General features: G+C 36.3%; 12 protein-coding genes. 9 read left to right on the top strand and 3 right to left on the bottom strand.

From position 1 onward, the window contains the following. Positions 1 to 75 precede the first annotated feature (75 nt). The 9 genes from K5R64_RS14585 to guaB all read left to right on the top strand — a co-directional run bounded on the left by K5R64_RS14585 (position 76) and on the right by guaB (position 8,842). Entirely contained in the window at positions 76 to 1,068 is a 993-nt protein-coding gene (locus K5R64_RS14585; RefSeq protein WP_220764470.1) for an alpha/beta fold hydrolase, read from the top strand. A gap of 109 nt (positions 1,069 to 1,177) precedes the next feature. Next, positions 1,178 to 1,840: a peroxiredoxin-like family protein gene (locus tag K5R64_RS14580; protein WP_220764468.1), complete on the top strand. Its 663-nt coding sequence runs from the start codon at positions 1,178 to 1,180 to the stop codon at positions 1,838 to 1,840. Between the two features lie 157 nt (positions 1,841 to 1,997). Further along, positions 1,998 to 2,930 carry a peptidylprolyl isomerase gene (locus K5R64_RS14575; protein WP_220764466.1) on the top strand — a complete coding sequence of 311 codons (933 nt, stop codon included), beginning with the start codon at positions 1,998 to 2,000 and terminating at the stop codon, positions 2,928 to 2,930. A 295-nt stretch (positions 2,931 to 3,225) separates the two neighbouring features. Beyond that, positions 3,226 to 4,089 (top strand): hydroxymethylglutaryl-CoA lyase, encoded by an 864-nt coding sequence (locus K5R64_RS14570; protein ID WP_220764464.1) that lies wholly within the window; start codon positions 3,226 to 3,228, stop codon positions 4,087 to 4,089. Between the two features lie 21 nt (positions 4,090 to 4,110). After that, on the top strand, positions 4,111 to 4,665 hold the full coding sequence (locus K5R64_RS14565; protein ID WP_220764462.1) for a hypothetical protein: 555 nt from the start codon (positions 4,111 to 4,113) through the stop codon (positions 4,663 to 4,665). Beyond that, complete coding sequence (locus tag K5R64_RS14560) at positions 4,662 to 6,062, top strand: DUF5723 family protein (RefSeq protein ID WP_220764460.1); 1,401 nt, start codon at positions 4,662 to 4,664, stop codon at positions 6,060 to 6,062. Before K5R64_RS14565 ends, K5R64_RS14560 begins: the two co-directional genes overlap by 4 nt. Positions 6,063 to 6,107: 45 nt before the next feature. Further along, entirely contained in the window at positions 6,108 to 6,746 is a 639-nt protein-coding gene (locus K5R64_RS14555) for a DUF1801 domain-containing protein (RefSeq protein ID WP_220764458.1), read from the top strand. 70 nt (positions 6,747 to 6,816) lie between these two features. Continuing rightward, positions 6,817 to 7,284 (top strand): VOC family protein, encoded by a 468-nt coding sequence (locus K5R64_RS14550; RefSeq protein ID WP_220764457.1) that lies wholly within the window; start codon positions 6,817 to 6,819, stop codon positions 7,282 to 7,284. Between the two features lie 85 nt (positions 7,285 to 7,369). After that, positions 7,370 to 8,842: an IMP dehydrogenase gene (guaB, locus tag K5R64_RS14545; protein WP_220764456.1), complete on the top strand. Its 1,473-nt coding sequence runs from the start codon at positions 7,370 to 7,372 to the stop codon at positions 8,840 to 8,842. 73 nt (positions 8,843 to 8,915) lie between these two features. On the opposite strand, the gene K5R64_RS14540 is transcribed toward guaB, so the two are convergent. From K5R64_RS14540 to K5R64_RS14530, 3 genes are all read right to left on the bottom strand, one after another. Continuing rightward, on the bottom strand, positions 8,916 to 11,165 hold the full coding sequence (locus K5R64_RS14540) for a cation:proton antiporter (RefSeq protein WP_220764455.1): 2,250 nt from the start codon (positions 11,163 to 11,165) through the stop codon (positions 8,916 to 8,918). A gap of 149 nt (positions 11,166 to 11,314) precedes the next feature. Continuing rightward, the gene (purB, locus tag K5R64_RS14535) at positions 11,315 to 12,661 is read right to left on the bottom strand and encodes an adenylosuccinate lyase (RefSeq protein ID WP_220764454.1); all 1,347 of its coding nucleotides are present in this window, start codon (positions 12,659 to 12,661) and stop codon (positions 11,315 to 11,317) included. Between the two features lie 411 nt (positions 12,662 to 13,072). Next, complete coding sequence (locus K5R64_RS14530; protein ID WP_220764453.1) at positions 13,073 to 13,771, bottom strand: NAD-dependent deacylase; 699 nt, start codon at positions 13,769 to 13,771, stop codon at positions 13,073 to 13,075. Positions 13,772 to 13,792: the final 21 nt, after the last annotated feature.

Below are 13,792 nucleotides of genomic sequence, written 5' to 3'. Positions count from 1 at the left end.
TGTAAAGTTTTCATAATGGCTTCTTCTTAAAAAATCATTATCCCTAAATTTACTTTTATAAAAAAAAAGTATCCCATGAAGTTCCCCTTAATCATTAGTTGTTTATTTCTGAGTTTGTTCTCATTTGCCCAACAACATCAATTAAAAGAATTAGATATCAATTTAAAGAACTATAAATATCCTTTTCCTGTTCATTATGTTACTATAGTTACCCAACAACAAGAATTGCAGATGGGCTATATGGACGTGAAACCAGATAATTATAATGGTAAGAATGTCATGTTGTTGCATGGTAAGAATTTTAATGGAGCGTATTGGAAAACTACCATCGAGGCACTTACAAAAAAAGGATATCGTGTGATTGTGCCAGACCAAATCGGTTTTGGTAAATCAGATAAGCCTATGAATTTTCAATATAGTTTTCAGCAATTGGCAACCAATACAAAACAGATTTTGGATGGATTGGGAATTCAAAAAGTGGCAGTCTTAGGTCATTCTATGGGGGGCATGCTTGCGACTCGTTTTGCTTTAATGTATCCCGAAACGGTAGAGAAATTGATTTTGGAAAATCCTATTGGGTTAGAAGATTGGAAATTAAAAGTGCCGTATAAAGAAGTGGATTGGTGGTGTAAAAATGAGTTGGCACAATCCTATGAAAAGATTAAGAAATACCAATTAGAGAGTTATTATGATGGAAAATGGAAACCAGAATACGATGAATGGGTCAATCTTTTGGCAGGTTGGACATTGAATCCTGATTTTAAAAAATATGCATGGAATGCGGCTTTGACTTATGATATGATTTTTACCCAACCTGTAGTGTATGAGTTTCAAAATATAAAATGTCCTACTTTGTTACTTATTGGTACAAGAGATAGAACGGCTCTAGGAAAACCATTAGTAAGTGAAGAGGTACGAAAGACAATGGGGTTGTATGAAAATTTAGGCAAGGAAACGCAAAAGAAAATTCCGAACGCGAAACTAGTTGAAATTCCTAATATTGGCCACATGCCACACATTGAGCGTTTTGAGTCGTTTATACAGCCTTTGGTTTCTTTTCTAAATTAATTAAATGTCTTTTTCAAAAGGGTAATTTTATAACTTTTTACGGAAAAACAATAAAACTGAAAGGCTGCTGGGAATTTACATTTGTAGGATTAACTTAATGATAAAAACGATGAGCACAGATAATACTACTATGAGTTTACAAGAGACTTTAAATAATGCGAAGAGCGCTTGGGAGGCTAAAGCTCCTTTGGAGGTTCAAGAAATATATGCTGAAGGGATAAATGATGTGATTCATCAGAATGTTATTTTAAATGCTAAAAAAAATGGCGATATGGCGTCTAATTTTGTTTTGACAAATGCAACAGGAAACCCCGTTGAATTGCATGATTATTTGAAAAAAGGCCCTGTAGTGTTAACTTGGTATCGAGGAGGGTGGTGCCCTTATTGTAATATGACGTTGCATTATTTACAAACAATATTATCAGATATTCAGTTAAAAGGAGCGAATTTATTGGCTTTAACGCCTGAACTGCCTGATAAATCAATTTCGACTGCTGAAAAACACCAATTGCAATTTGAAGTTTTGAGTGATGTGGGGAATCAGGTTGCTAAGCAATATGGTATTGTTTTTAAATTGACCGATGAGGTGGCTAACTCCTATCAAAAAGGATTTGATTTACATGGGTATAATGGTGATGAAACGAATGAATTACCCTTGGCCGCAACCTATGTTATTGATCAAAATGGAATTATCATCTATACTTTTTTGGATGCTGAATACAGAAATAGAGCAGAGGGAAGTGATATATTAGCGGCACTTGATTCGATTTGAGTAAGGGGAATGTGTATTGAAATCAATATAAAATGATAGGCTGCTAATTTTTATGTGATTCCCGAAGCTTCGAGCTCTAATTCCAATTCCTCAATTCACAATTTCGAATTTCTCTATTTAATTTGTAATTTCGCACCACAATTTTAAAACAACAATGATGGAAAACGGAATATATGCTAAATTCAACACTGCAAAAGGGGGGATTTTAGTAAAGTTGACACACGATTTGACACCGGGTACAGTAGGTAACTTTGTTGCACTTGCTGAAGGGAATTTAGAGAACAGTGTGAAACCACAAGGGACAAAATATTATGATGGATTAAACTTTCATAGAGTAATTCCTGATTTTATGATTCAAGGTGGTTGTCCTCTTGGTTCTGGAACAGGTGGCCCAGGATACAAATTTGATGATGAATTTCACCCAAGTTTGAAACATGATAAACCAGGAGTTTTGGCTATGGCTAATGCAGGTCCTGGTACGAATGGATCTCAATTTTATATTACTCATGTGCCTACTTCTTGGTTAGACGGAAAACATACTGTTTTTGGTCATGTAATCGAAGGACAAGACGTGGTGGATGCGGTAGCTCAGGGAGATGCTTTGGAAACTTTGGAAATCATCAGAGTGGGTGAAGAAGCTCAAAAATGGAATGCTGTGGAAGCTTTCCGTACTTTTGAAGGAAACCGTAAAAAACGCCTTGAAGCTGAAAAAGCGGCAGCCGAAGAAGCAATGGAAAAATTAGCTGCTGGTTTTGAAAAAACAGAAAGTGGTTTGCGTTACCAGTTTATCCAACGTGGTGAAGGAAAACAAGCAGAAGCTGGAAAAACAGTTTCTGTACACTATACAGGGCAATTACCAGAAGGAAAAGTTTTTGATAGCTCTTACCCTCGTAAAAAACCAATCGAATTTAGATTAGGTCAAGGCCAAGTTATTGAAGGATGGGACGAAGGTATCGCTTTATTAAAAGTGGGAGATAAAGCTCGCTTTGTAATTCCTTCTCATTTAGGATACGGAGCTAATGGCGCTGGAGGAGTAATTCCACCAAACGCTACTTTAATTTTTGATGTTGAATTAATGGATGTAAAATAATTCCATTTATTTTCAAAAGATACCAATCCCGATTGTGAAAACAGTCGGGATTTTTTTTGCGGTAAATGGATTTTGTCTCAAAATTCGCATAGGAGTTATTATTTTTTTTTCCACAGATTAGGGAGGTTTTATGTTATGCATTAGGAAGGAAAAGCCTGTTTTGTCCCTAGGGAAATAGAACTGTTTCTGTTTTTATTTTTCATTGTTGTCACTCATTTTGTTTGATAAAATAAAATTTTAAAAACTTATAAAAACAAGCTTCGGCAATTTCTAAGTTTTTATATCTTTGAATTATATGGAATCAGTCAAAATCATAGAATGTCCTAGAGATGCCATGCAGGGCATTAAAAAATTTATACCAACCTCCCAAAAAGCTGCTTATATTCAGGCTTTATTGCGTGTTGGTTTTGATACTATTGATTTTGGAAGTTTTGTTTCACCCAAAGCGATTCCGCAAATGCAAGATACTGCTGCAGTATTAGACTTATTGGATTTGTCTAAAACAAGTAGTAAGCTCTTAGCGATTATAGCAAATACCAAAGGGGCGCAAATAGCATCTGAATTTGGTCAAATTGATTATTTAGGTTTTCCATTTTCAATTTCTGAAAATTTTCAGATGAGAAATACCCATAAAACCGTTGCTGAATCTATTGTAGTGCTAGATGAAATCCTGAATATTGCGGCCAAAAGTAATAAAGAGGTAGTGGCTTATCTCTCTATGGGGTTTGGTAATCCTTATGGAGATCCTTGGAATGTTGAAATAGTAGGGCAATGGACGGAAAAGTTAGCCGGTATGGGAGTGAAAATTCTTTCTTTGTCAGACACCATTGGGAGTTCAACTCCTGAAGTGATACGTTATTTGTTCTCGCATTTGGTTCCTCAATATCCTCAAATAGAATTTGGAGCTCATTTTCATACTACCTATGCTAAATGGTATGAAAAAATTGATGCTGCAACTCAAGCGGGTTGTCGTCGTTTTGATGGCGCTATTCAAGGTTTTGGTGGATGTCCGATGGCAAAAGACGAACTTACAGGAAATATGCCGACCGAAAAATTAGTATCTTATTTTACAGCCAATAAAATAAATACCAATTTAAATCCGTTGAGTTTTGAATCTGCTTATAATGAGGCCTCAAAATTATTTGGGAGATTCTACTAAATATAAAATACCACATTCGAGATGAAAAAGAAACCTACCTTGTCAAAAGTCATAAGCCTGTTCTTGTTGGTTTTGATGACTTGGTCATGTTCTAGTAATTTGGATTTTGATCAGGCAAATGATTTGAATTTAACTCCAGTTTTTGTCGCTAATCTTACCTATTTTGATGTGCCTGCCCATGAGTTTGTTACCAATGGTGTTGAGAACACCGTGGGGGTAGCGGGACTGGGTTTCGATGCTTTTAGGGATTCTTTTTTTAGAGAAAATCTAGTGCGTACCGATTTGTTTTTTGAATTAACCAATACAATAAACAGGGCTTATGTAATTGATTTGTTTATGTTGAATGAATCAGATCAGGTGGTTTATACGGTGCATTTTGATGTTCCAGCAGCATCTAGTGCCCCACAAGTTGTAGCGAAAACAGAAGTATTTCAAGGGATAACATTGGAACAATTCAAACAAACCGAAAAAATGGTTTTTCGTTTGGTAATGTTGCCTGGGGCTCCGTTGACTGAGAATAGTCTTGGAAGTTTGAAAATGAAATCAAGTGCCACTGTTTATATGGATATTCAATGAAAAAGATAACTATTGTATTTTGGCTTTTACTTTTAGTGAACTACAGCGGTCTAGCTCAAAACAAGCAAATTCTTTACAATTTTACGGCTGTCCCACAATCGATGTTGACTAACCCAGGAGCAGACGTATCGTATAAGTTTTATTTTGGTGTGCCGTTACTCTCTGGATTTTCAACTCACATTGGCTCTTCTGGATTTTCTGCTTATGATTTATTTGCTGATAATGGCATTGATTTTAATGATAAATTAAAAACAGTCATTGCATCTACTACAAATAATGACAAGTTGTTGGTCAACGAACAACTAGAAATTTTTAATGGTGGTTTCAGGATAGGTGATTGGTCAAATCGTACCTACGTTTCCTTTGGGATGTATCAGGAGTTTGATGCTTTGGTTTACATGCCTAAAGACCCTGCGGTTTTGGTATTAGAAGGAAATCAAAACTACCTAGGAAGGTCGTTTAATTTGGGGGATATAAAAGCAAGAGCCGAGGCAATTTCGGTGTTGCATTTGGGTTTTCATAAGAATATTAAAGAGAATTTGATTTTTGGAGCTAGAGGAAAAATTTATACGAGTAGTTTTAATGCGACTTCAACAAAAAACACCGGATATATTTATACTGTTCCGTCAAATACTACGGTTTATGAGCAGGTCATTTATTCTAATTTACAGTTGCAAACTTCTGGAATAGCGGATTATATTGACGGTAATTATGAAGAATCAACGGTTAAGAATAGTGTCAAAAAAGCGTTAATTGGGTCTGATTTAGGATTAGGACTCGATGTAGGTTTTACCTATTACCCTAAAGAAAATATTCAATGGACAGGAAGTATAATTGATATAGGGTTTATTAGTCATAGTAAAAATGCTAAAACCTATAATTTTAAAGGGTATTATGAATACGAAGGCATTAATCCTGATTTTACTGATCCAAATGCATCTGGGACCAGTTTTAGTGATTTTCAAGATGCTATTCCGTTAGATACTATTAGAGCGGCTTATAGAACTTGGAGGCCTGTGAAAATGAATGCCTCGTATCAATATTCCTTTAATGATGGTCGAGGAAGTGCCGATTGTAATTGCTATGGGGGTGATGCTAACGGATATCAAAATGCTATTGGTGCCCAACTTTTTATGATGACCACACCTAAAACTCCATTGATGGCACTTACCGGTTATTATCAAAGGAATATCGCCAATCACCTGAATCTTAAAGCTACTTATACCGTTGATTCATTTTCTTATACCAATATTGGTTTAGGACTCTCAGCTCGCATCGGGGCGTTTAATATTTATTTTATGGGAGACAATCTCTTGGCTTACCGTGACTTGGCTAAGGCTCGAAGTCTTTCCTTGCAGTTTGGGCTCAACTTTGTTTTTAAAGAGAAAGAAGAGTAGTATTGAGTGTTAGATTAGTATAAAAAATCAATTAATGAGGGGATTATGAATCCAAAAGTAGATGTTTTTTTGAGTGATGTTTCAAAATGGAAACAAGAAATCGAACAGTTGCGAAGAATTCTTTTAGATTGTCAATTGGAAGAAGAATTCAAATGGAAGCAACCTTGTTATACGTTCAAAGGCAGTAATGTTGTTTTGATAGGGAATTTTAAAGACTATTGTGTGTTGAGTTTTTTTAAAGGGGTTTTGTTGGAAGATACGGCTAATTTATTAGTAGCCCCGGGTGAAAATTCACAATCGACGCGAATGATTAAGTTTAAGGATTTGGACGAAATTTTAGTAAATGAAGCCGTGTTGAAAACGTATATTTTTCAAGCTATTGAGATTGAAAAAGCAGGTTTAAAGGTGGAGAATAAAGGCAATCAGGGGTTAGAATTCGCCCAAGAACTACTTTCTAAATTTGAAGAATATCCTGATTTTAAAGCGGCTTTTGAATCCTTGACTCCAGGAAGACAAAGAGGCTATTGTCTTTTTTTTAATGCTGCCAAGCAATCGTCAACTCGCGTTGCTCGAATAGAAAAATATTTTCAACAAATTCTAGATGGCAAAGGGATAAACGATTGTACCTGTGGATTGTCAAAAAAATACCCTCTTTGTGATGGTTCTCATAAAAATATTCGATAAGAGAGTTGCTTTTTTTTGTATTTTTAACTAATAAATAATTATAAATCAATAGCTTAAAAACAATAAGATTATGGAAGCAAAACACATTTATCCAGGAGCTCATTCCTTAAATGCTTATATCATCCTTAAAAATTGTGACCAAGGAATCGATTTTTATAAAAAAGCATTTGGAGCAGTTGAAAAATTTCGTTTACCAATGCCAGATGGTTCCATAGCACATGCCGAAATTGAAATCGAAGGTTCGTTGTTGATGTTGTCTGAAGAAAATCCTAATTGGGGAACAGTAAGCCCTACTACATTAGGAGGTTGTCCAGTAGCGCTTTGTATTTATGTTGAGGATGTAGATGCGGTGTATAAACAAGCTATTGAAGCGGGTGCTACTGAAATTATGCCTGTCAAAGATGAATTTTATGGAGATAGAACGGGGCAAGTTTTAGACCCATTTGGATACAAATGGATGATAGCAACACACCAAGAAGTAGTGAGTCCTGAGGAATTGCAAAAAAGAATGGATGCTATGTTTGCTAAGGATTGCTAAAATCTTCATGATTCGATAATAAAAAGGGGTTTTTATTTTAAATAAATTCACTATATTTGCACGCAATTCAACTAGAAATTGCACCATGATAGCACACAACACCAAGATTATCGGAGAAGGTTTAACTTACGATGATGTATTGTTAGTCCCTAATTACTCTAATGTGCTTCCAAGAGAAGTAAGTATTCAATCTAAATTTTCAAGAAACATAACGCTTAACGTTCCTATTGTATCAGCTGCAATGGATACGGTTACTGAAAGTTCTATGGCAATCGCTATGGCACAAGAAGGCGGGATAGGTGTTTTACACAAAAACATGACTATTGAGCAACAAGCGGCTAAAGTGCGTAAAGTAAAACGTGCAGAGTCTGGGATGATTATTGATCCTGTCACTTTGCCTTTAACTTCAACTGTAGCAGATGCTAAAACCGCTATGAAGGAGTACGGTATTGGCGGTATTCCTGTTGTGGACGAAAACAAAACATTGAAAGGTATTGTTACCAATCGTGATTTACGTTTTGAAAAAAACAATGCAAGACCTATTGTTGAAGTCATGACAAGTGAAAATTTGATTACGGTTGCTGAAGGAACTTCATTAGAGCAAGCTGAGGTAGTGCTTCAAGGGCATAAAATCGAAAAATTACCTGTTGTAAGCAAAGACAATACATTGGTAGGTTTGATAACTTTTAGAGATATTACTAAGTTAACTCAAAAACCTATTGCTAATAAAGATATTTACGGACGTTTGCGTGTGGCAGCTGCTATTGGTGTTACAGGTGATGCTGTTGAAAGAGCTGAAGCGTTAGTGAATGCAGGTGTAGATGCTATTATTATTGATACCGCGCACGGACATACACAAGGAGTGGTAAACACTTTAAAAGAAGTAAAATCTAAATTTCCTCAAATTGATGTTATCGTGGGAAATATTGCTACGCCAGAAGCTGCTAAATATTTGGTTGAAAGTGGTGCTGATGGGGTAAAAGTAGGAATCGGACCTGGTTCTATTTGTACTACACGTATCGTTGCAGGTGTTGGATTCCCTCAGTTTTCTGCCGTGTTAGAAGTAGCAGCTGCTATCAAAGGAACTGGTGTTCCTGTAATTGCTGATGGAGGAATCCGTTATACGGGTGATATTCCTAAAGCATTAGCAGCAGGGGCTGACTGTGTTATGTTGGGTTCATTACTAGCTGGTACCAAAGAATCTCCAGGTGAAACCATTATTTTTGAAGGAAGAAAATTCAAATCATATAGAGGAATGGGGTCTGTTGAAGCGATGCAAACAGGTTCTAAAGACCGTTATTTCCAAGATGTAGAAGACGATGTAAAAAAATTAGTGCCAGAAGGAATTGTCGGTCGTGTTCCTTACAAAGGAGAATTAAACGAAAGTATGTTGCAATTCATCGGTGGACTAAGAGCTGGTATGGGATACTGTGGTGCTAAAGACATTCCAACATTACAAGAAACAGGACGTTTTGTACGTTTGACTTCTAGTGGTATTACTGAAAGCCACCCCCACAACGTAACAATTACTAAAGAGGCGCCAAATTATTCAAGATAATTAAATTCTATTTCACAAAAAAAGCGGTCTAAAACTTGATTTTAGACCGCTTTTTTATGGAATATACTTATGTTTACTTTTCTTTAAACAAAGCATTCAATAGTTTTTTATTGCCTACAATCCAAAGGATGTCATTTCGTTCCAAAATAATATTGGATTCGGGGTTAAGGATACGGGCTCCATTGCGTTCAATACCTACTATAAGTCCCTGAGTTTGTTCTCTTAGTTTTGAACGGCCGATGGCCTTGCCTATAAATTCTTCGTTTTCTAATTCAATTTGTCGTAAAACCACTTCGTTATCTACTTTTTCAGGGATATCAATTTCGTTTTGACGCAGATAGTCCGAAAACTGTTTGACTTGCGCATCTGTACCAATCACTCCAATTTCATCGCCAGGGAACAAACGTTCCATTTTGTTTGGTACTTGTATCGTAATTTCTCCTCGATTAATGTAAGCAATATTGATGCCCATTAATTCTCGTAGTTTCAGTTCCCGAAGCGTTTTTCCAGCCAAGTTGGATTCTTTGGCAATCGTAAAACTTGTCATGTGACCATCCCAAGGAGTAAGGTTAGCATGTTTTCTGTCCATTCTTACAGCATCTCTTTCGGTTCTGTCATTAAGGTTTTTTAGAAAGTGGCCTTCAATCTTATGGTATTGTTCGTGTAGTTGTTTAGGGAATAGAAAATAGATGATAATGGCACAAACCAGTGCTATAAAAGCAATTATTGGTGAGAAAAAGATATTCAATAAAAAACCAATATAAAATACAGCCAGTCCCATACGTAAAAAGAATAACATCAAAATCGGGCCTTTGTATTTTCGTTCTTGGAATAAGATACTTACTTCTTTTACAGCAATTTTTCGTAACGATAAAGCATATAAAAATGGTGAAATAATCACGATGGTAATTAAGGCGGCTATGGCATTACCAAATTTAGAATGTTCTACGAGTGGAAGTACAAACTTAGAAGAAAGTAAAATAATAGAGGTAATAATGATGGTATGGATAACAATGTGAACCAAATGGGTTCTTATCACTACTTGCCAAGTGCTTACCGCGCGAATGGCTTGTGCATTGGTACTGTAGCGGTTGATTTTTTTAGTAATTCTGCGGGGCAATTTTTTTTCCAAAAACTCAGAGAATGGCACCGCCGCTTTGACCATAAAAGGCGTGGTAAAAGTGGTTATGGCAGAAACAGCAACTACAATGGGGTACAGAAAGGAGCTCGTGACATGCATGGTCATTCCTAGTGTAGCGATGATAAATGAGAATTCACCAATTTGAGAGAGACTCATTCCCGTTTGTACCGATTGCTTTAGGGGTTGTCCTGAGATTAAAGCGCCGACAGTAGAACTAAATGATTGCCCAACAATGGTAATGATAGTAAGAATCATAACAGGAAGGGCATGTTCATACAAAGTAGTAGGATCAATCAGCATTCCTACCGATACAAAAAAAACAGCCCCAAATAAATCTTTAACCGGTTTTACCAAATGTTCGATGTGTTCTGCCTGCGTAGTTTCGGCAATGATAGAACCCATGATGAAAGCACCAAGGGCAGGGGAAAAGCCTACATCTGCAGCAAGAATTACCATCATTAAGCATAAGGCCAAAGAAATAATTAAAAGCATTTCATCTGTCAACAAATGCTTGGCTTTTTTGAGTAATGTGGGAATGAAAAAGATTCCAGCTACAAACCAAGCGGTTAGAAAGAAAGCGAGTTTTAATACGGAAAAAAGCAGTTCACTACCTGAAAAATTTTGAGTAGCGGCAACCGTTGAGAGTAAAACCATCATCAAGATGGCTACGATATCTTGTACAATTAACGAACCTATTACAATCCCAGCAAACTTTTGAGCCTTCACGCCAAGTTCGTCAAAGGTTTTTAGAATAATAGTGGTGGAAGAAACGGAGAGTATAACACCTAAAAAAATACTATCCATCAATTTCCAACCCATCCATTTTCCAGCCAAAAAACCTACCAAAACCATCGTGATGATTTGGGTGACAGCAGTAATGGAGGCGGTTCCACCTACTTTCATTAATTTTTTAAAACTAAATTCAAGTCCTAGACTGAACAAGAGGATGATGACACCTATTTCGGCCCATACTTCAACACTCTTGATGTCTTTGACTGAGGGGAAAAAATCAAAATGATTACCTGCTAAAAATCCGGCAATTAAATAGCCAAGCACTAAGGGTTGTTTTAGTTTTCTAAAAAGTAATACGGCTATTCCTGCGGTCATTAGGATAAGTCCTAAGTCGCTAATTAGTGGTTTTAAATGACTGGTCGTTTCGGCTATTGTTGCTGCGGCACTCATATATAGTTTGTATTGCTAACTTTTGGTTAAATATAACAAAAGGATTAGTAGTGTGCAATTTATAGAACATTGCTTGAAATGGATTTGTTTACTTTCCATAAAAAAAGCTATCGGTTAGGATAGCTTTTAAAAAAAACAGGTGTTTTTTATTAGATTCCTATGAAATTACTTGGTGTAATTTGTAATAATTCGGTTTTGATAGCATCAGAAACTTCTAAAGTACCAATAAATTCATGAATTGATTTTTTAGTGATAGCTTCGTTAGTTCTGGTAAGTCCTTTTAAAGCCTCATAAGGATTTGGATATCCTTCACGACGTAAAATGGTTTGAATAGCTTCTGCTACTACCGCCCAGTTATTTTCTAAATCCTCTTGGAATTTGGATTCGTTCAATAATAATTTGTTTAAGCCTTTTAATGTGGCCTCAAATGAAATGATGGTATGTCCCATTGGAACTCCAATGTTTCTTAAAACAGTACTGTCAGTCAAATCACGTTGCAATCTTGAAATAGGTAATTTGGCAGCCAGATGCTCAAAAATAGCATTGGCAATTCCTAAGTTCCCTTCAGAGTTTTCAAAATCAATAGGGTTTACTTTATGTGGCATCGCTGAAGAACCAATTTCGCCAGCTTTGATTTTTTGTTTAAAATACTCCATTGAAACATACGTCCAAATATCACGGTCTAAATCAATGATGATGTTGTTGATTCGTTTCAAGGCGTCAAAGAAAGCGGCAAAATGATCGTAGTGCTCAATTTGTGTAGTAGGGAACGAATGGTGTAATCCCAGTGTTTGCTCAACAAATTTATTTCCAAATTGCTTCCAATCAATTTGAGGGTAAGCCACATGGTGTGCATTGTAGTTTCCAGTTGCGCCACCAAATTTAGCTGCAAAAGGAATGTTGAATAACAAACGCATTTGCTCTTCCAAACGCTCCACGAAAACTCGAATTTCTTTTCCCAATCGAGTAGGTGAAGCAGGTTGTCCGTGGGTACGTGCCAACATTGGAACGGCATCCCATTCTACGCTTAATTCTTTTAATTTAGATACCAATGTAATCAAAGAAGGCATATAAACTTTTTCAAAAGCATCTTTGGTTGATAAAGGTATGGCAGTATTGTTAATGTCTTGGGAGGTCAACCCAAAGTGGATGAACTCTTTGTATTGTGAAAGACCTAACTTCTCAAAAGCATCTTTGATAAAGTACTCTACGGCTTTTACATCATGGTTGGTTACCTTTTCAGTTTCTTTAATCCAAAGTGCGTCTTCGGCTGAAAAGTTTTTATAGATATTACGTAAACTTTCAAATAAACTAGCGTCCACTCCTTTTAATTGTGGTAAAGGTTGTTCGCACAATGCAATAAAATATTCTACTTCAATTAATACACGGTATTTTATAAGGGCTTCTTCAGAGAAAAAAGGCGCTAAATTTTGAGTCTTATTTCTATATCTTCCATCAATTGGAGAAATCGCATTCAATTCGTTTAAAGTCGTCATTTTTGAGTGTTTTTTTGAAAGGCACAAATATACAGAGAAGTTAGAAGTTAGGAGTTAGATGTTCGAAGTTTTTTTGATTATTTCGTTTCATTTTTTATTTTTTTTTGGAGCTATTTCCTGCTATCCGTTACAATCTTTTACTTTTTTAAACCCAAATTACGCAGTAGACTTCGTAGGGAAACGAAATTTTTCAATAAATTCAGGTGCTCACGGAAATTTTTTGAAGAAGGAATAGTAAACTATTTGCTTCGCCAGTTCGAGCAAAGCTCTCAGGTCAATGATTAAAAATTGAGTAAGTGCCTGAATTTGAAGAAAAATAAAGTTGAGTAGATTTCTATTGCGGAATTTGGGTTAATGAAAAAAAAGTAAAAGGATTTTCACTTCTATCAGGGTAGGGCATTCGTTTTTAATTTAAAATTGGTGGTTTGATTGCATCAATTTCGTTTTTAAAAACGATATCCCTTCGGAGGCAGTCAACGGGATTAGCTCTCGATTCTTTAAATTCGCAATAGAAGCAGGTTTTGGATCTATGTAAAACAAATAGCAATCCTCTTTTATAAAATCAATCAATCCCGCTGCAGGATACACTTGTAATGAGGTACCAATTACAGCAAAATAGTCGGCTTTTTGTGTAATGGCAATGGCTTCCTCTAATGCAGGTACCGCTTCTCCAAACCAAACGACATGAGGGCGCAGTTGGTGTCCATGGGAATCTACATCACCTAACACCAAGTCGGTTCTCCATTCAATAAGTGTGTTTTCGTCTTTTGTGCTGCGAACTTTGAGTAATTCTCCATGCAAATGCAATACCTTGTTGCTGCCTGCTCTTTCGTGTAAATCATCTACATTTTGGGTGATGATGTAAACGTCAAATTCGTTTTCCAAAGAAGCCAAAGTCAAATGACCTAAATTGGGTTCCACTTCTAATAATTGTCGACGGCGTTGGTTGTAAAATTCCAATACCAACTCAGGGTTTTTGTGCCAGCCCTCAGGTGTGGCGACTTCAGTGACTTCATGCCCTTCCCATAATCCGTCATGGTCACGAAAAGTTTTGATACCACTCTCAGCGCTCATGCCAGCTCCGGTTAAAACGACTAATTTTTTCTTCATTTTGGATGGGTTTTGAAATGG

It is taken from the genome of Flavobacterium sp. UMI-01, from assembly GCF_019656315.1.
GTDB lineage: Bacteria > Bacteroidota > Bacteroidia > Flavobacteriales > Flavobacteriaceae > Flavobacterium.
This window is presented reverse-complemented; position numbering and strand designations above follow the sequence as displayed.

Bases quoted from the DNA above. Each gene is read 5' to 3' on its own strand.
- K5R64_RS14570 (WP_220764464.1), top strand. From the start codon at position 3,226: ATGGAATCAGTCAAAATCATAGAATGTCCTAGAGATGCCATGCAGGGC.
- K5R64_RS14540 (WP_220764455.1), bottom strand. From the start codon at position 11,165: ATGAGTGCCGCAGCAACAATAGCCGAAACGACCAGTCATTTAAAACCA.
- purB (WP_220764454.1), bottom strand. From the start codon at position 12,661: ATGACGACTTTAAACGAATTGAATGCGATTTCTCCAATTGATGGAAGA.
- K5R64_RS14555 (WP_220764458.1), top strand. From the start codon at position 6,108: ATGAATCCAAAAGTAGATGTTTTTTTGAGTGATGTTTCAAAATGGAAA.
- K5R64_RS14560 (WP_220764460.1), top strand. From the start codon at position 4,662: ATGAAAAAGATAACTATTGTATTTTGGCTTTTACTTTTAGTGAACTAC.
- K5R64_RS14565 (WP_220764462.1), top strand. From the start codon at position 4,111: ATGAAAAAGAAACCTACCTTGTCAAAAGTCATAAGCCTGTTCTTGTTG.
- K5R64_RS14550 (WP_220764457.1), top strand. From the start codon at position 6,817: ATGGAAGCAAAACACATTTATCCAGGAGCTCATTCCTTAAATGCTTAT.
- K5R64_RS14580 (WP_220764468.1), top strand. From the start codon at position 1,178: ATGAGCACAGATAATACTACTATGAGTTTACAAGAGACTTTAAATAAT.
- K5R64_RS14585 (WP_220764470.1), top strand. From the start codon at position 76: ATGAAGTTCCCCTTAATCATTAGTTGTTTATTTCTGAGTTTGTTCTCA.
- guaB (WP_220764456.1), top strand. From the start codon at position 7,370: ATGATAGCACACAACACCAAGATTATCGGAGAAGGTTTAACTTACGAT.
- K5R64_RS14530 (WP_220764453.1), bottom strand. From the start codon at position 13,771: ATGAAGAAAAAATTAGTCGTTTTAACCGGAGCTGGCATGAGCGCTGAG.
- K5R64_RS14575 (WP_220764466.1), top strand. From the start codon at position 1,998: ATGGAAAACGGAATATATGCTAAATTCAACACTGCAAAAGGGGGGATT.